The organism is Frigoribacterium sp. CFBP 13707, from assembly GCF_014842245.1.
Taxonomy (GTDB): domain Bacteria; phylum Actinomycetota; class Actinomycetes; order Actinomycetales; family Microbacteriaceae; genus Frigoribacterium; species Frigoribacterium endophyticum.
On record NZ_JACYVL010000002.1, the window covers coordinates 554,485 to 572,721 of the forward strand.

Annotated in this window: 11 protein-coding genes; 10 read left to right on the plus strand and 1 reads right to left on the minus strand. The window is 75.3% G+C overall.

The window, feature by feature from the left end; genetic code table 11:
• Nucleotides 1-36 precede the first annotated feature (36 nt).
• From IFT45_RS06325 to IFT45_RS06355, 7 genes are all read left to right on the plus strand, one after another.
• Nucleotides 37-1,500, plus strand: coding sequence for a protein kinase (locus IFT45_RS06325; protein ID WP_192127228.1), 1,464 nt, complete (start codon nt 37-39; stop codon nt 1,498-1,500).
• Entirely contained in the window at nt 1,497-7,328 is a 5,832-nt protein-coding gene (locus IFT45_RS06330) for an Ig-like domain-containing protein (RefSeq protein WP_192127229.1), read from the plus strand. Before IFT45_RS06325 ends, IFT45_RS06330 begins: the two co-directional genes overlap by 4 nt.
• Before the next feature lie 40 nt (nt 7,329-7,368).
• Complete coding sequence (locus IFT45_RS06335; protein WP_056053982.1) at nt 7,369-8,340, plus strand: MoxR family ATPase; 972 nt, start codon at nt 7,369-7,371, stop codon at nt 8,338-8,340.
• Nucleotides 8,337-9,779, plus strand: a complete 1,443-nt coding sequence (locus IFT45_RS06340; protein ID WP_192127231.1) for a DUF58 domain-containing protein — start codon at nt 8,337-8,339, stop codon at nt 9,777-9,779. Before IFT45_RS06335 ends, IFT45_RS06340 begins: the two co-directional genes overlap by 4 nt.
• Entirely contained in the window at nt 9,776-12,142 is a 2,367-nt protein-coding gene (locus IFT45_RS06345; protein ID WP_192127233.1) for a transglutaminaseTgpA domain-containing protein, read from the plus strand. The genes IFT45_RS06340 and IFT45_RS06345 overlap by 4 nt, the downstream gene beginning before the upstream one ends.
• Nucleotides 12,143-12,239: 97 nt before the next feature.
• A complete protein-coding gene (locus IFT45_RS06350) occupies nt 12,240-14,030 on the plus strand; it encodes an FHA domain-containing protein (RefSeq protein ID WP_192127235.1) in 1,791 nt (596 codons plus the stop codon).
• A 74-nt stretch (nt 14,031-14,104) separates the two neighbouring features.
• A complete protein-coding gene (locus IFT45_RS06355) occupies nt 14,105-14,926 on the plus strand; it encodes a hypothetical protein (protein WP_192127237.1) in 822 nt (273 codons plus the stop codon).
• Between the two features lie 41 nt (nt 14,927-14,967).
• Here IFT45_RS06355 and IFT45_RS06360 read toward each other — a convergent pair whose 3' ends face one another.
• A complete protein-coding gene (locus tag IFT45_RS06360; protein ID WP_192127239.1) occupies nt 14,968-16,002 on the minus strand; it encodes an asparaginase in 1,035 nt (344 codons plus the stop codon).
• Nucleotides 16,003-16,071: 69 nt separating this feature from the next.
• Here IFT45_RS06360 and IFT45_RS17060 point away from each other — a divergent pair, with 69 nt between their 5' ends.
• The 3 genes from IFT45_RS17060 to IFT45_RS17775 all read left to right on the plus strand — a co-directional run bounded on the left by IFT45_RS17060 (nt 16,072) and on the right by IFT45_RS17775 (nt 18,213).
• Nucleotides 16,072-16,548 carry an OsmC family protein gene (locus IFT45_RS17060; RefSeq protein WP_192127242.1) on the plus strand — a complete coding sequence of 159 codons (477 nt, stop codon included), beginning with the start codon at nt 16,072-16,074 and terminating at the stop codon, nt 16,546-16,548.
• A 104-nt stretch (nt 16,549-16,652) separates the two neighbouring features.
• Nucleotides 16,653-17,219, plus strand: a complete 567-nt coding sequence (locus tag IFT45_RS06370) for an FKBP-type peptidyl-prolyl cis-trans isomerase (protein WP_082514444.1) — start codon at nt 16,653-16,655, stop codon at nt 17,217-17,219.
• 10 nt (nt 17,220-17,229) lie between these two features.
• Complete coding sequence (locus IFT45_RS17775; protein ID WP_192127244.1) at nt 17,230-18,213, plus strand: FKBP-type peptidyl-prolyl cis-trans isomerase; 984 nt, start codon at nt 17,230-17,232, stop codon at nt 18,211-18,213.
• Nucleotides 18,214-18,237 lie beyond the last annotated feature (24 nt).

Sequence of the window (18,237 nt, forward strand, 5' to 3'; positions counted from 1 at the left end):
GGCAGATCGCGCCGACGGCGCGGGGCGGGAGGCGACGTGGCACGACGACTGCCGTCCACACCGCCCGTCCTGCCGGGCTTCTCGTCGGTGCACGTGCTCGGCTCCGGAGGCTTCGCCGACGTCTTCCTCTACGAGCAGAACATGCCCCGGCGCCAGGTGGCCGTCAAGGTGATGCTGAGCGAGGTCGTCAACGACCAGGTGCGGCAGATGTTCCAGGCCGAGGCCAACCTCATGGCGCAGCTGAGCTCGCACCCGTCCATCCTCACCGTCTACCAGGCGAGCGTCTCGGCCGACGGACGCCCGTACCTCGTGATGGAGCTGTGCTCGTCGTCGCTGAGCGAGCGCTACCGGCGTGACAGGATCCCCGTCGCGGACGTGCTGCGCATCGGCGTCGCGATCGGCTCCGCCGTGGAGACCGCGCACCGGGCCGGGGTGCTCCACCGCGACATCAAGCCGTCGAACATCCTCATGACCGCCTACGGCCACCCGGTGCTGTCCGACTTCGGCATCGCCGCCTCCCTCAGCGAGAGCGAGCCGCAGGAGGTCGTCGGCATGTCGATCCCGTGGTCGGCGCCCGAGGTCCTCCTCGACGAGACGGCCGGCACCGTCGAGTCGGAGGTCTGGTCGCTGGGCGCCACCGTCTACTCGCTGCTGGCGGGTCGCAGTCCCTTCGAGATCCTCGGGAGCGACAAGAACGGGGCGTCCGAGCTCATCGGCCGGATCGACAAGGCCAAGCTCGTCCCGACGGGCCGCACCGACGTGCCCCCGAGCCTCGAGCGCATCCTGGCCCGCTCCATGTCGCGCCGCCCCGAGCAGCGCCAGTCGAGCGTGCTCGAGCTCCTCCGTGAGCTGCAGCAGGTCGAGTCGGAGGTCGGGGTGGGCCAGACGCCGATCGAGGTCGCCGTCGACGACTGGGCCCTCGCCACGGTGACCGACCTGGAGGAGAAGACGCGCCTCCGCGGCGCGTCGCCGGTCGTCGCGACGCGGCGTCGGCGTCGGCGTCGGCGTCAGGTCACGGAGGCACAGGCGGCGGCCGTCCACGGGCCCCGGGCCGGCGTCGGCGCGCGGAGCCCTGCGGGGCCGGGTCAGAGCCGCGCCCTGCTCCGCAGCACGGGCACGCGGCCGGCGCGCCGAGACCGGCGCGTCCTCGCCCTCGTCTGGCTGCTCGTCGCCGCCGGGGTGGTCGTCATCGCGCTGGGGGCCACGGCGACCCTCGTGCTCGTGCGGGCCACCTCCACCGAGATACCGCGCGTCACGGGCATCTCGACCTCCGGCGACGGCACGTCCGTCGTCTTCTCGTGGAGCGACCCGGGCCGCCGGCCCGGGGACTCCTACGTCATCACGACCGGTGACGACTCCAGCCAGCAGACCGTCGGCCGCTTCGTCGCGAGCCCCTCCGACCCCGACGCTGAGGTCTGCGTCACCGTGAGCGTCAACCGAGGCGGCCGGAGCGGCGAGCCGAGCGCCGAGACGTGCGCGACGGTGGGGCGCACGCCGTGAGCCGGCTCCTCTCCTGGGCGTCACGGCGGCGCTCCGCCGTGGCCACCGGCCTGAGCTCGGTGCTGATCGCAGCCGTCGTGGCGGGCGTGGCGGTCGTCAGCACCGGGTACGAGGCGCAGCGCCTCGACCTCGACGACGGGACCGTGTGGGTGGCCAACGGCGCCCGGTCGGCCGTCGGCCGCGCGAACGCCGACGTCCGCGAGCTGAACGCGGCGGTCCGCACCACGGGGACGGACCTCGCGATCGCCCAGTCGGGCCAGGACGTCCTGCTCGTCGACCGGACGGCCGCGACGGTGGGGGTCGTCGACCCCGCCACGGCGACCCTGGGCGACACCGTGCCGCTGCCTCCCGAGTCGCCCGAGGTCGCCATCGCGGGCGACCGGGCACTGATCGTCTCGCAGGGCACGGGCGAGCTCTGGAGCCAGCCCCTCGACTCCCTGGCGTCGTTCAGCAGCGACGTCGACGCCGACCTCAGCCTGGGCGCCGACGTCGTCACGAGCGTCAGCCCCGCCGGTGTCACCACGGTCTTCTCCGCGGAGACCGCGGTGGTGACGCGCATCGACTCGCCCGACGACCTCGTCGTCTCGTCGACGGCCACCACCACGCTGACGGGCGACGGCCCCTTCCAGGTGACCAGCGTCGGCGGCCGCTCCGCCGTCCTCGACCTCGCGACGGGCGAGCTCGTCGTCGACGGCGCCCTGGTCGACCTCGGCACCGACGCGGAAGGCGGGCTCGCGCTGCAGCAGGCGGCCGACGACGGCGACGGCGTGCTGGTCGCCACGTCGTCGTCGCTCCTCAGGGTCCCCTTCTCCGGCGGCGAGCCGGAGGAGGTCGTGACCGGGCAGGCGGGAGCGCCCGCCCGGCCCGTCGTCGTCGCGGGCTGCACGTACGCGGCCTGGGCGGGAGGGTCTGCCTGGAGCGACTGCTCCGGCGCCCGTGGCGGTCTCCTCGAGCTCGACGGCGTGCCGGCCACGTCCGGTCTCGTCCTGGCGGTCCACGGCGAGCACGTGGTGCTGAACGACCCGGTCGGCGGACGGAGCTGGGCGGTGCAGGGCGACGGTTCCGTCATCGACAACTGGGACGAGCTGCTCGACGAGGAGCAGCAGGAGGAACAGCAGGAGAACGACTCGACCGACGAGCCTCCGGAGCTCGACCCCGACCAGAAGGCCCCCGTGGCCGTCGACGACGCCCTCGGCGCCAGGCCCGGGCGGGCGAGCACGCTGCCCGTGCTGCTCAACGACTACGACCCCAACGGCGACCCGCTCGTCGTCGAGGGCGTCGGCGAGATCGACCCCGCCGTGGGGCGCCTCGACCTCGTCAACGACCGCCAGCAGGTGCTGCTGACCCTCGCCGACGACGCGGTCGGGACGGTGCTCGTCGACTACACGGTGAGCGACGGCCGCGGCGGCACGGACTCCGCGGTGGCGACGGTCACGATCCGGCAGGGGGGCGAGAACGGCCCGCCGACCCAGGTCCGCCGCTCCACGGCGTCGGTGTCGTCGGCCGGGCGCGTCTCGACCGCCGTCCTCGGCGACTGGGTCGACCCGGACGGCGATGCGTTCTACCTCACCTCCGCGTCGGGTGCCGACGGGGTCTCGTACAAGCCGTCCGGCGACGTGGTCTACCAGGACCCGGGGGCGGGCGCGGACACCGTCGACCTCTCCCTCGCGGTGAGCGACGGCCAGGCCGAGGGCCGCGGGCAGCTCGTCATCACGGTCGGCGGGGCGGCGACCCTCCGGGCCGACTCGTTCACGGTGCAGGCCTACGCGGGTCGCCAGATCACCGTCCGCCCCCTGGACTACGCCCGCGGGGGCTCCGGCGAGATCAGGCTGAACAGCGTGCCGGCCAAGGCGGGGTCGACCGTGACCCCGAGCTACGACGCCGGCACGTTCCGGTTCGTCAGCGACGAGGTCCGCACGCACAACCTCGAGTACACCGTCACGGACGGCGACCAGACCGCGACGGGCGTCGTCCGGATCGACGTCCAGTCGCCTCCCGACCCCTCCACCCCTCCGGTCACGACGCCCAAGACGGTCTTCGTCGAGACGCTCAGCGCGCAGACCCTCGACGTCGTCGCGACCGATCTCGACCCCGCGGGCAACGTCCTCATGGTGACCGGCACCTCCGAGGTGCCCCTCAGCACCGGCGTCCGGGTCGAGACCCTCGAGCAGCGCTACCTGCGCATCACGCTGGCCGCTCCGCTCGAGGGTCCCGTCGGCCTGACGTACACGGTGTCGAACGGCCTGGCGACGGCCGAGGGCACGGTCACGGTCGTCGAGATACCCCGACGCCAGCAGACGCAGCCCCCCGTGGCGACCGACGACCAGGTCACCGTCCGCGTGGGCGACGCCATCGACATCGACGTCCTGGCGAACGACGAGCAGCCCGACGGCGACGACCTCACCCTGGTCGCGGACCTGGTCAGGGGCGTCCCGGCCGACGGCGGGCTCCTGTTCACGTCGGCCACGAAGCTGCGGTACCTCGCGCCGGCCACGCCGGGCAACGTCACCGCGGTGTACGCCGTGCGGGGGAGCGACGGGCAGATCGACTCCGCCCAGGTCTCGATCTCGGTGCGCGAGGCGGACGCCTCCACCAACAACGCCCCCGTCCCGCAGACCGTGACGGCCCGGGTGGTCGCGGGGCAGACCGTGCGGGTCAGCGTGCCCCTCGCCGACGTCGACCCCGACGGCGACAGCGTCAGCCTGCTGGGCATCGGCACCAGCCCCGAGAAGGGCAACGTGACGGAGGTCGGGGCCGACTACGTCCAGTACCAGGCCAACGCCTCGGCGGCGGGCACGGACGAGTTCACCTACACCGTCGTCGACGGCCTGGGCGCCCGGGCGACGGGCAAGCTGCGGATCGGCATCGCGGCCCGCGCCGACGGCTCGCGGAACCCGGTCGCCGTCGCGGACGTGGTGACGATGCGGCCCGGCGGCACCGTGACGGTCCGGGTGCTCGAGAACGACTCCGACCCCGACGGGGGAGCCCTCACCGTGACCCAGGTGCAGGCCTCCGACGAGGCCACGACCGCCGAGGTCGTGGACGGCTCCCTCGTCGAGGTGACGCCGCCCCGGGCCGAGGGGTCGTACGGCCTCGTCTACACGGTCGAGAACGCGCAGGGCGGCTCCAGCTCGAGCTTCGTCACGGTCACCGTCGACGCCGACGCGCCGCTCAACCGCCCCACGGCGTCCGACACGGTGCTCGACCTCGCCGACATCAGCGGCCGGGAGTCCGTCGACGTGGCCGTCCTCGCCAACGTCTTCTTCGCCGACGGCCCCGTCTCCGAGCTGGGCCTCGGCATCGAGCCCGGCTACGACGGCACGTCCGTGGTCACCTCCGACCGGCGCGTCCGCGTCACCCTGACCGACCGCGCGCAGATCATCCCCTTCTTCGTCACCCACCCCGACGACGCGGGCGTCCGGGCGACGGCGTTCATCCGCGTCCCCGGCTTCGACGACGCCCTGCCGCAGCTCGACAAGCGAGCACGGCCCGTGACGGTCGTCAGCGGCGAGCGCGTCGTCGTCGACCTCAGCCGGTACGTCATCGCGGCCGGCGGCAAGGCCGTCCGCCTGACGAACCCGGGCGCCGTGCGGGCCACCCACGCGAACGGGGACGACCTCGTCGTCGACCCGACCACGCTGGCGTACACGTCGGCCGACCTCTACTTCGGGGCTGCCTCCCTCTCGTTCGAGGTCACCGACGGCACGTCCGCGGACGACCCCGAGGGGCGGACCGCGACGCTCGTGCTCCCGGTCACGGTCACGCCGCGTGAGAACCAGCCGCCCACCTTCACCGGCACCTCGATCGCCCTCGAGCCCGGCGAGTCGCGGACGCTCGACCTGACGCGCCTCACGACGTACCCCTACCCCGACGCCCTCGCCGAGCTGCGCTTCGAGGCCCGCCCCGAGGCCGCCGCCGGGTTCACCGTCGACGTGTCGGGGCAGCGCATGACGGTCACGGCCGACGCCGGCACCCCCAAGGGCACCTCCCGGACGCTGCCCGTCTCCGTCCGCGACTCCGTCTCGACCGGCCAGTCGGGCGCGGTCCAGCTCGCCGTCGTGGGGTCGAGCCGCCCCTTGGCGCAGCCCGTCGCCGACACCCAGGCGGTCCGACGGGGCAGCACGGCGAGCATCGACGTGCTCGCGAACGACCAGGCGACCAACCCCTTCCCCGGGCAGCCGCTCCGCGTCGTCGACATCAGGGGCCTGGGGGGAGGCGGCCTGCCGGCGGGCGTGTCGGTCACGCCGAGCGCCGACAACAGGACCCTCGCGGTCGCCGTCGGCGCCGGAGCCGCCCCCGGCGACGCGAACCTGCAGTACCGGGTGGCGGACGTCACCGGCGACCCCGAGCGGCAGGTGTGGGGCAACGTCACGATCTCCGTCCAGGACGTCCCGGCGCAGCCGGCGGCCCCGACCCGCAGCGGGTCCTTCCGCGGCGGGGAGCTGACGCTGAGCTACGCGGCTCCGCAGGCGAACAACTCCCCGATCACCCGCTTCCGCCTCGTCGGCACCGGCAGCGGGGGCTCGCCGTACTCGAAGGACTGCGGCCTCTCCACGGTCTGCACGCTGACCGACCTCGCCCCGGAGCAGACGTACCAGTTCGCGGTCGTCGCGACCAACGCGGTCGGGGACTCTCCCGCGAGCGCGCTCAGCGACTCCTACAGCGCCGACTTCGTCCCGGCGGCGCCGACCGGCGTCTCCGTCACCCCGTCGCGGTCGACCCCGGGGGCGCTCGACGTGTCGTGGAACGCCGTGCCGAAGCCGACGCGGGGCACCGCGGTCACGGGGTACGTCGTCGAGCGCGCCGGAGCGGCGGCCCAGTCGACGTCGGCCACCTCGGTGACCCTGACCGGCCTCGCTGCCGACCAGGTCTACGGCGTCACGATCTCGGCCCGCAACCGTGCCCAGGTGAGCAGCGACGCCGACTGGGCCCGGAGCAGCACGGTGTCGGCGCGCGCGGTCGGCACGCCGAGCGCTCCGACGTCCGTCCGCGCCGAGGCGAGCGGGAACAGCGTGACGGTGTCGTGGCAGGCACCCGCCGACCTCGCGGGCGGCACCTCGGCGACCTACAGCGTGTGGCGGCAGCCCCCGGGCGCCGGGGCGAGCGGCTGCTCGGCCACGGGCACGCCCCTCCCGATCGAGGAGGGACGCACCAGCGTGACGGACACCCCTCCCGACGGCACCTGGTCGTACGTCGTCGTGGTCCGCAACGGCTACTTCTGCGCGAGCGGGAGCGCCAGCGTCGAGGCCGTGAAGCCGCCCGGGCAGGCCTCGGGCTCGGTGACGGTGGAGCGCTCCGACCAGTTCGGGAACTTCGACCTGCGGGCCGAGGGCCTCGCGGCGACGGGACTCGTCGACCGGTTCCAGTACCGGGTCGGCTCGGGACCCTGGACCGACGTGCCCGCCGACCGGTTCCTCGCGACCGACTCGCCCAGCGGGAACACGCTGTCGGTCGCCTTCCGCGCCTGTCGCGTGGGGGCCTCGCGGGCGGAGTGCGGCACCGAGTCGTCGCCGACGTCCGCCACCCCGGTCGCGACGCGCGCCGCGGGCGCGGTCTGCGCGGTGGGGCAGCCGCTGTCCGTGAGCGACCCCGTCAACGGGCCCGACGCCTCCGTGAGCGCCACGACGGTGGAGTTCCGCCTGGTCACCCTCGACGTCCTCGGCGTGCCGATCGCGTCGTCGTGGACCACCGAGGGGCCGGACGGCGTCCGCTACACCCGCACGAGCACGGTCCCGTCGGACGCCGACGCGGTCCGCGTGACGACGACGGTGGACGCCGACGGCACGTCCTACACGGATCCCGGCTCGTTCACGACATCGTGCTCGTGACGCACCACCACCCCGCGCAGACCAGAGAGACGACAGCAGAATGAGCATGACCCCCGAGCAGGCGACCTGGTTCTCCGACATCTTCGGCCGCCTCGTGGCCAACGTCGACCAGGTCCTCCTCGGCAAGTCGTTCGTCGTCAGGCTCTCCTTCACCGCCCTGCTCAGCGAGGGCCACCTCCTCCTCGAGGACTTCCCGGGCACGGGCAAGACGTCGCTGGCCCGGGCGGTCGCGCAGACGGTGCAGGGCACGAGCAGCCGGGTCCAGTTCACGCCCGACCTCCTGCCCGGCGACATCACCGGCGTCAGCATCTACGACCAGAAGAAGGGCGAGTTCGAGTTCCACCGCGGGCCCGTCTTCGCCAACATCGTGCTCGCCGACGAGATCAACCGGGCGAGCCCGAAGACGCAGTCGGCCCTGCTCGAGGTCATGGAGGAGTCGCGGGTCACCGTCGACGGGATCAGCCACGACGTCGGTTCGCCCTTCATGGTCATCGCGACCCAGAACCCCGTCGAGCAGGCGGGCACCTATCGCCTCCCGGAGGCGCAGCTCGACCGCTTCGTCATGAAGACCTCGATCGGCTACCCCGACCACGCGGCCACCGTGCGGATCCTCGAGGGCTCCGCGACTCGGGTCCACGAGGGGTCGATCTCGCCGGTGGTCCAGGCCGGCGTCGTCGTCGAGATGGCCCGTCTCGCCCGCACGGTGCACGTCGAGTCGACCATCAACGACTACGTCGCCCGCCTCGTCGAGGCGACCCGCACGGCGCAGGAGGTGCGGCTGGGCGTCAGCGTCCGCGGCGCCCTGTCGCTCGTGCGCTGCGCGAAGACCTACGCAGCCTCGCTGGGCCGGCACTACGTGACGCCCGACGACGTCAAGGTGCTCGCCGAGCCGGTCCTGGCTCACCGCCTCGTGCTCGACCCGGAGGCGGAGTTCGACGGCGTCACGGCGTCGAGCGTCGTCAGCCAGCTCCTCATCGAGACGCCCCCGCCCGCGGAGAGGGTCGCCGTGTGAACGAGGACGCAGGGGGACCCGTCGGGGCCTCGCGCGGCTCCGTCGCCGCGCGGGAGCGCAGCCGCACCCGGGGCGGCCAGGTCGCCCGAGGGGGCGTCGACGCGTCGTTCGCCACCGGCACGCGCGGGCTGACGAACGCCCGCACCCGGCTCGTCGGCGACCGCACCGGCCCCGTGGCCGACGGCCTCGTGCTGGTCGTCCGGGTCGCCCGCGGCGTGCGCCGCGTGACCTCGCGCGGGGTCACCGTCGTCTCGGGCGTCGTCACGCCCGTCGGCTGGGCGATGCTCGTCGCCGCGCCCGTCGGCCTGGCGGCCGGCCTCGTGCTCGGCTGGCAGGAGCTCCTGGTGATCGGCTGGGCCGCGGTCGTCATGCTCCTCGTCGCGGCGGTGTACCTGATCGGGAGGAACGCCTTCACGGTCGAGCTCCACCTCCCGCACGAGCGGGTGGCCGTCGGCGACGACGCGTCGGGGTCGGTCACGGTGCAGAACCCCACCCGCCGGCGGCTCCTCGGGGTCTCCGTCGAGGTGCCCGTCGGCGTCGGCCTGGCCGAGCTGGGCCTGCCCGGGCTGCGGGCGGGGGAGTCGCTCACCGAGACGTTCTCCGTACCGACCACGCGTCGCGGGGTCGTCCGGGTCGGCCCGGTCCGCACGGTCCGGGGCGACGCCGTCGGCCTCGTGCGGCGCGAGCTGGAGTGGACGGGCGTGACCGAGCTCTTCGTGCACCCGCGGACGATCGGCATCGCGAGCTCGAGCACCGGCCTCATCCGTGACCTCGAGGGGAACCCCACGAGGGACCTCAGCCCGAGCGACATCTCGTTCCACGCCCTGCGGGAGTACCAGCCGGGCGACGAGCGACGGAACATCCACTGGCGGTCGACCGCCAAGACCGGCACCTACATGGTCCGCCAGTTCGAGGAGAGCCGTCGGAGCCACGTCGTCATCGCCCTCAGCGTCGCCCGCGACGACTTCGCCGGCGACGACGAGTTCGAGCTGGCCGTCAGCGTCACCGGCTCCCTGGGGGTCCGGGCGATCCGCGACGCCCGCGAGGTCAGCGTGGTGGTGGGCGAGCGCACGCCGGAGTTCGCCAAGCGCAAGGTCCTCGCCGTGCGGGAGCTCAGCACGCTGACCCGCAACCGCCTCCTCGACGACCTCGCCGTCGTGGAGCGTGACGAGTCGGCGCTGCGGATCGACGACGTGGCACGCGTGTCGAGCACCCAGGTGCCGGGCGTGAGCGTCGCCTTCCTCGTGGTGGGGTCGAGCACGACGCTGACCGAGATGCGGGCCGCCGCCCTGCAGTTCCCGCTCGGCGTCGAGGCCGTCGCCGTCGTCTGCGACCCGGAGTCGGTCCCGGGCATGGTGCGGGTCGCCGACCTGACGGTGCTGACGGTGGGGTACCTCGACGACCTGGCGCTCTCCCTCGCCCGGGCGGCCGCGACGTGACGGCGGTCGACCTGGGGGAGCGCCGGCGGGCCGGCGACCTGCGGGTGCGCGTCCGCCGACCGCGGCTCCGCGCCTCCTTCGTCTCCCTCGCGTGCGTGCTGCTCGGGCTGGCCACCCTCGTCGCCGTGCTGCCGTTCTGGCCCGTCTACCAGGGCGCGGAGTTCATCGTCACCGTCGTGGCGACGGTGCTCGTCGGCACGCTGGTCGGCGTCGCCGGAGCCGTCCTGCGCCTCTCCAGCTTCGCGGTCCTCCTGGTCACGGTGGCGGCGTACCTCGTGCTCGGCGTCCCCCTCGCCGTTCCCTCCGGCGCGCTCTGGGGCGTCCTGCCCACCCTCGACGGCCTCCGCCAGCTGGTCGTCGGCACCGCCCTCGGCTGGAAGCAGCTGCTGACGATCTCGTTGCCCGTGGGCAGCTACGAGGCGCTGCTCGTGCCGCTGTTCGTGCTGCTGCTCGTCGTCTCGGTCGTCGGGACCTCCGTGGCGCTCCGCACCCGACGCGGCGAGCTCGCGATCGCGGGCCCCGTCGTCGTCCACCTGGCCGGCATCGTGCTGGGGCCGCAGGACGCGTTCCTGCCGCGGGTGGCCGGGCTCGCGCTGCTGGCGACGTGCGTGGCCTGGTTCGTCTGGTGGCGCCTCCGCCGTCGTCGCCTGGCCGTCGACGCCCTCGCGGGGAGCCGCCCGGCGAGCTCGGCGGGCCACGGGCACGGGACCGTCGCGGGCCGCGCCGTCGCGGGCACCGTCCTGACCCTCGTCGTCGCCGCCTCCACCGCCGTCGGGGCCGTGGCCCTCCTGCCGTCCCCGAGCGACCGGGTGGTGGCCCGCTCGCTCGTGGCCCAGCCGTTCGACCCCCGCGACGAGGTGAGCCCCCTGACGCGGTTCCGTGCCTACGAGCAGGAGCCGCTCGTCGACGACGAGGTCTTCCGCGTCAGGGGCCTGGCGACCGGGCAGCTGCTGCGCCTCGCGACCCTCGACACCTACGACGGCGTCTCGTACACGGTCGGCAGCGGCTCGGTGTCGAGCGCGTCCGGCACCTTCGACCTCGTCCCGTCCACCGTCGACCAGTCCGCCGTCGTGGGCGCGCCGACCAGCGTGTCGGTCGACGTCGGCTCCTACGACGGCATCTGGCTGCCGACCGTGGGGGCGCTCCGCGACGTCGCCTTCTCGGGTCCGACCGCCGCCGCACGACGGGAGCGGTTCTACTACAACGACGTGACGAGCACGGCCGCCGTCGTCGGGGGAGTCTCCGAGGGCGACGCCTACAGCCTCCAGGCCGTCCTGCCCCGGCAGCCGTCCGGGGGAGACCTCGACGGTCTGACGCCCGGCACCGACGCCGTCCCGGCGCCCCGGGCCGTCCCCGACGAGCTGAGCACGGCCCTGGACGGCTACGTCGAGGGAGTCACGGGGCCGGGCGCCCAGCTCCGGGCCGCCCTCGAGGGCCTCCGGACGCAGGGCTACGTGAGCCACGGCGTGTCCGCCGACGAGCCGGCCAGCCGGTCGGGCCACGGGGCGGACCGCATCGCCCAGCTGTTCACGGACCCGGTCATGGTCGGCGACGGTGAGCAGTACGCGACCGCGGCCGCCCTGATGGCCGACCAGCTCGGCTTCCCGGCCCGCGTGGTCATGGGCTTCGTGCCCAGCGAGGAGGCGCCCGTCGACGACCGGGGAGCGGTCACGGTGACCGGCGGCGACGTCACGGCCTGGATCGAGGTCGACACCGCCCAGTTCGGCTGGGTCGCCCTCGACCCGAACCCGGAGGAGCGCCCCGTCCCCGAGGAGCAGCTGCAGGACCCGAGCCGGGTCTCCCGCCCGGAGTCGGTCGTGCAGCCGCCGCCGCAGGACCCGCAGGTCCGCGACGACCAGGCCCCGCCCCAGACGGCGCAGGAGGACGCCGACACGCCCCCGGAGTGGCTCGCGGCGCTCCTCGTCGTCGTCACGGTCGCCGGGTGGCTCGCCGTCGTCGCGGGGATCGTGGCGGCGCCGTTCCTGGCCGTGGTCGCGCTGAAGGTCCGCCGTCGTCGACGTCGCCGGAGGGCGGCGTCGGCCGCGGCCCGGATCACCGGCGGCTGGCGGGAGTTCGAGGACGCCGTGGTCGACCACGGCGTCGACACGCCGCCGGCGGCGACCCGCAGCGAGGTCGCTGCCCGGGTGGGGGGAGCGCGGACGGCGGTGCTGGCCCGCGTGGCCGACCGCGCGGTCTTCGGTCCGTCCGCCCCGCCCGAGGAGGACGCCGACCGCGTCTGGGCCGTCGTCGAGGACCTCCGCCGGTCGCTCGGCGAGGGCCTCACCCGGTGGCAGCGGGTCAAGGCGGCGGTCTCGCTCCGCTCGCTCCGTCGATACCATGGCCGGACACGTCCCGAGCGCTAGAGGAACCTCCACGATGCACTGCCCCACCTGCGCAAGCCCCCTCCCCGTCGGAGCCATGTTCTGCGGCGAGTGCGGTCGGGCCGTCACGAGTGCGGACGTGCAGGCGGCCCGCCGGGCGGAGGAGGCCGAGGCCGCGCGTCGTGCCGCCGAGGCGGGGCCGACGCCGGACGCCGAGACGCCGTCCTGGCGGCTCGAGCAGCCCGACCGTCCGCTCCCGGGCGAGCAGGAGCCCTGGTGGGTGCGCGAGCGCCGGGCTCCGACCGTGCCGCCGGCGTGGTCCGGGCAGCCCGTCCGGCCCCTCCCGACCGCAGCCGAGGCGGGCCCTCCCGTGACCGCCGAGCCCGACGACGCCCGCGGCGAGCCCGATGCAGGGCGTGCGGAGGCTGCCGCACCGACCCCGCCGGTCGTCCCCGCCCCGGCGCCTGCCCCCGTGCCGGCCCCCGCCGTCCGGCCTGCGCCGCTGCGCGTCCCCGGTGCCGACGACGACGACGCGCCCCGCCCCACGTCGGCACCGCTCTGGACGGCGTCCCTGGCTCCCGTGCCGGAGGCCGCGGGGGAGCCGGACGGCGTCCGTGACGACGTCGCCGACGACCCCCGCCCCGTCGAGCAGGAGTCGCGTCCGAGCTCGGAGGCGGAGGCCGGGGAGGCCGAGCCCACCGCCGATGGCGCCCTCTCACCGGACGCCGTCGACGCGGAGCCGGGCGACGGCGAGGTCGTCGAGACCGACGACGCGTCCGGGGTCGACGAGGCCTCCGAGACCGATGAGGTCTCCGAGACCGACCGCGCCTCCGGGGCCGACGCGCACCCGCTCGACGCGCCCGGCCCGTCGACGCCCGACGCCGACGCCGGCACCGGCACCGGCACCGGCACCGGCACCGGCACCGGCACCGACACCGGAACCGACGGCGCCGACGGTGCGTCGGACCAGGGCGACCCTGCCGAGCTCGACCAGGACGTCGACGTGACGCCCGGGGCCGACGACGCCGACGGCGCGTCGGCCGCCGAGCCCGAGCCGGCGTCGACGCCCGTCCCCCTCCGTGAGCCCGTCCCGTTCGCCCCCGTGGCGGGCGACACGGCACCCGTCGCCCCCGTGCCCCTGGTCGAGCCGGGGCGCTCGGCCGTCGTCGAGCACTGCACCCACTGCGGGGCGGCCCTCCACGAGGACGACATCTTCTGCCCCGAGTGCGGCGCCGTCGTGCAGTCCGTCGCCCTGTCGTTCACCGGGCCGATCGTGCCCCTGCCGCCCAGCTGGACGCCGCCGACGACGGCGGCGTCCGACGCGCGGGTCGGGCCGGCGCCCGTCGAGCCCGCGCCCCGCGACCCTGAGCCCCGCGACCCTGAGCCCAGCGACCCTGAGCCCCGCGGACCTGAGCCCGTCGAGCCGCCCGTGGAGCCCTCGCCCCGCCCGGTGACGCCCCCCTCGGTCCCCGCCCCCGTCGTGCCCCCGGCCCCGCCCTCGCCCGAGGCCTCGCCGTGGCGGCCCTCGCCGCTGCCTCCCCAGCTCCGGCCGTCCGACGACGACGACGTCGACGCCACCCGGCTCGTGCGGCGGGGCCCCGTCGGCACCCCCTACCTCCTCCAGTTCAGCACCGGTGAGAGCGTGACCGTCGACGGCTCGGGCCTGCTCGGCCGCTCGCCCGCGCCGCAGCCGGGAGAGCGCTTCGACCAGCTGGTGCGCATCGTCGACCCCGGCAAGTCCGTCTCCAAGACGCACCTGGAGTTCGGGCAGGAGTTCGGGGCGCTGTGGATCAGCGACCGGTGGTCGGGCAACGGCACCGTCGTCCGGCCGCTCGACCAGCCCGCCCGTCGGGTGGAGCCCGGCACGCGCGTGCGCGTCGCCCGGGGCACGCGCGTCGAGATCGGCGAGCAGTTCTTCGTGGTCAGCTGAGCTCCCTCCCCAGCTGACGGCGCGCCCGTCCGTCCCCCGGCGCCGGCATGTGCCTCCCGCGAAGGAGGCGCGACGTGGTCTCCTCGACCATGCCCCCGCCTCCCCGTGCTCCCCAGGCCCTGGCCCCCGACGTCCCGTCGCCCGGGGAGCCGCGGGCGCCCCGCGCCGCCCTCTGCCGGGACGCCGCCCTGGTCGCCGCCGGGGTGGCGGCGGTCGTGCTGACCACCGGCGGGGCGCGGTCCTGGAGCGTCGCCGCCGCCGCGGCCGCCTCCTGGGTCGGCACGACGGCGCCGGGGGCCCTCCGAGGCCGGAGGCCACGGTCACGTCGAGCCGCGCGGGAGCACGGGGAGGCGCTGGTCGCGGTCACGAGACAGCTCGCGGTCGTGGCCGACGACCTCTCGGCCGAGTTCCCGGACTCGGCGGCGCTCGCGGAGCTCGTGCGTCGTCGCGGAGGCCTCCGGTCCCTCGCGCCCCGGGGCCCCCGCGGCGCGGCCTGGCTCGTCCTCGGCACGGGGGAGGTCGACGCGAGTGTGGCGGTGCTCGGCGACGACCCGGTCACCGCGGGGCGACGTGCCCCGGCTCGGGGAGCCGCGACGATCGCCCGAGGCCCGCTCTGCGTCGACGCCCGAGGCGGCGTCGACGTCCACGGCCCCGCCGTGCTCGTCCGCGGGGTCGCCGCGGGCTTCCGGCTGCAGCTCCGAGCCCAGGGCAGCCCGGTCGACGCGGTGACCGTCGTCGGCGAGGGCGCCCCGGGCCGGGCACCGGCCGCCTGCGTGCTGGTCGTCGCTCGGGACGGCACGGCGACGGTGACGCGCCGGGACGGGCGTGCGTGCGACGTCCCCGTCCACGTGTCGAGCATCTCCGTGCACGACGACGTGGACCCGGGGCGGCGGTGACGGTGCCCGAGTCGAGCCGTTCGCGGGGGGCTGGGGCGTCGTCAGCGCCCCGCGGCGACGAGCTCGGGGCTCACCTCGATGCCGCCGACGACGACGCCTCCGCCGAGGACGGGCTCCAGGGTCGCGTCGACGACGCGACGTGCCGCGTCGGCGTCCACCGCGCCCTCGGCGACGAGGAGGTGCAGCGCGACGAGCGTCCCCGCGCGCACGTTGCCGTCCAGCACCTTGACGGCGACGCCCACGCCGTCCGGCGTGCCCATCACCATGACGCCCTCGGCCCCGAGCTTCGCGAAGACGCCGAGCTCGTCGACCGTGACGGTGTTGGCGCGGCCGGGGCCGTCGATGGCCCAGGCGTCGGCGAACACGGCGTCGACGAGCCGAGCGGCCTCGGGGTCGCCCGCCCGGCGGCCGGGCGACACCGAGCCGGCGACCCGGGCGACGGAGCGCGCGAGCCCCGTCACGGTCGTCGCGAACACCGGGGCGCCGCAGCCGTCGATGCCCGCGTGGTCGACGACCTCGCCGGTGTACTCGGCCACGGTCTCCCGCACGGCACGCTGCAGCGGGTGGTCCAGGTCGACGTAGGTCGCCGGGTCCCAGCCGTTCTCGGCACAGGCGAGGAGGAACGAGGCGTGCTTGCCCGAGCAGTTCATGGCGAGCCGTCGGCTGCCGTCGGCGCGCCGGGCGCTCGCCCGGTCGCCGGGCCAGTCGGGCGGGCAGAGCAGGTCGTCCTCGCCGCTGGCGGAGCGGGCGAGCACGCTCGCGGCCAGGGCGAGGTGCTCCTGGGTGCCGGCGTGGCTCGCCGTCGCGATCGCCGCCTGGGAGCCCGGCAGCTCGACGCCCGACCGCAGCACGGTGAGCGCCTGCAGGGGCTTGAGGCACGAGCGCGGGTAGATCGAGGCGCCGCCGTCGCCCACCTCCCGGAGCACGGCGCCGTCGTGGTCGACGACGACGGCCGCGCCGAGGTGCCGGCTCTCCTCCAGCCCGGAGCGCACGAGCACGGCCAGCTCGCGGCTGCCCTCCGCCGTGAGCGGGCGGCGGGGGGCGGAGACGGGCGCGGGGGCACGGTGGTCGGTCATGATGGGGAGCATACCGACGCCCCCGGCCACCGACGGGGGCGTGCCCGCCACCGATCCCCGGAGGTCCCCGTGCTCGACCACCACTACGCCGTCGACCTCACCTGGACGGGCGACCGCGGCGTCGGCACGACGTCGTACCGCAGCTACGGGCGCGACGCGCTGATCTCCGCCGCGGGCAAGCGGCACGACTTGGAAGGCTCCGCCGACCGCACCTTCCACGGCGACGCCGACCGCTGGAACCCGGAGGAGCTCCTGCTCGCCGCGCTGGCCGAGTGCCACCTGCTCAGCTACCTCCACGTCGCCGCCGCCGCGGGTGTCGTCGTCGTCGCCTACTCGGACGCCGCGGAGGGCAGCATGACGCAGACCGCCGACGGGGGAGGCCGCTTCACCTCGGCGACCCTGCGGCCCCGCGTGACCGTGACGGACGAGAGCATGGTCGAGGCCGCGACCCGGCTGCACGCGGAGGCCTCCCGCAAGTGCTTCATCGCCGCCTCCGTCGCGTTCCCGGTCGGGCACGAGCCCACCACCCTCGTCCGCGCCTCCTGACCCCGGGCACGACGCCCAGCAGACACCTCGACGTCGTGCGGCACAATGGTCTGCGCCGAGCGTCGTCGACGACCGGCCCCCACCGCCTCGACCGAGAGATCACCATGCGCCGCTCCCTGTCCCTCCTGGCCGTCCCCGCCCTCGTGCTCGCGCTCGCCGCGTGCGCCGGCGACGACGGGGCCGCCCCCGCCGACACGTCCTCGCCGTCGAGCTCGTCGAGCTCCGGCGCGAGCGACGTCCCCCAGCGCGCCACGGGCGCCGACCAGGAGCCCACCCCGGGCTTCCCGACCGTCGAGCTCGACGCCGACGGCCGGCCGACCGTCACGATCCCCGACACGACGGCGCCCACCGAGACGCAGGTCGAGGTGCTCAAGAAGGGCGACGGCGCGGTCGTCGCCGACGGCGACACCGTCACGGTCCAGTACCAGGGCGTCAACTGGACGACCGGCGAGGTCTTCGACGAGAGCTGGTCGCGCGGTGCCCCGGCGACCTTCGCCACCACGCAGGTCATCACGGGCTTCGCCCAGGGCATGGTGGGGCAGACCGTCGGCTCCCAGACGGTCGTCGTGATCCCCCCGGCCGACGGCTACGGCGCGTCCGGCCAGCCGCAGGCCGGCATCGGCGGCACGGACGACCTCGTCTTCGTCATCGACATCCTCGCCGTCGGCTGACGTGACCCACGTGCGCCGTCTCCCGCGCCTCCTCGCGGCCGCCGTCCTGCCGCTCGTCGCGGCGGGGCTCGTCGGCTGCACGGGCGGCGGCGAGCCGGCGCCGTCCGACGGCGCGGCCTCCGGCACGGCGACCGCGGCGGCCCGTAACTGCCTGCCGTCGGGCTCGGCGTCCGAGTCGGTCGAGGTGTCGGGCGACGTCGGCACGCAGCCGACCATCGCCCTGAGCGGGCCGGTCGACGTCTCGACCAGCCAGCAGACGGTCGTCACGGAGGGCACCGGGGAGCGCACGGGCACGGGCGACGTCGTCCGCGTGGCGATCACGGTGTTCGACGCCACGACCGGCGACCTCGTCAACTCAGCCGGCTACGAGAGCGGCACCGGCGAGCAGCTCACCATCAGCGCCGACTACTACGTGCCGGGCCTCGAGGGCGCCCTTCTCTGTGCGCAGGCCGGGGGCCGCACGGTCACCGTCGCCTCCGCGGCCGACATGCAGCCGAGCACCGAGGGCACCGACCCGCCCAACGCCGCCGCCGTCATCGTGGTCGACACCTTCGCGGTCGTCCCGACCCGGGCGACGGGCGTCGACCAGGAGGCGCAGCCCGGCTTCCCCACGGTCGAGCTCGCCGACGACGGCCGCCCGACGGTCACCCTCCCCGAGGGCGACCCGCCCACGGACCTGCAGGTGGAGGTCCTCAAGGTCGGCGACGGCCCGGTCGTGCCCGACCCGGCCAACGTCACCGTCCAGTACCAGGGCGTGAACTGGCGCACCGGCGAGGTCTTCGACGAGAGCTGGGGGAGCGGGACCCTCGCGACGTTCTCGACCCAGCAGGTCGTCAGCGGGTTCGCCTCCGCGATGATCGGCCAGACCGTCGGGTCGCAGGTGCTCGTCGTCGTGCCGCCGGCGGAGGGCTACGGGGAGGCCGGCCAGGCCTCGGCCGGCATCGAGCCCGGCGACACGCTCGTCTTCGTCATCGACGTGCTCGCGGTCGCGTAGCCCGCCTCGAGTCGACGCCCGGCA

What these genes read in the sequence shown, in the direction of transcription:
- IFT45_RS06335 (WP_056053982.1), top strand. Translation starts at nt 7,369, where the DNA reads ATGAGCATGACCCCCGAGCAGGCGACCTGGTTCTCCGACATCTTCGGC.
- IFT45_RS06360 (WP_192127239.1), bottom strand. Translation starts at nt 16,002, where the DNA reads ATGACCGACCACCGTGCCCCCGCGCCCGTCTCCGCCCCCCGCCGCCCG.
- IFT45_RS06370 (WP_082514444.1), top strand. Translation starts at nt 16,653, where the DNA reads ATGCGCCGCTCCCTGTCCCTCCTGGCCGTCCCCGCCCTCGTGCTCGCG.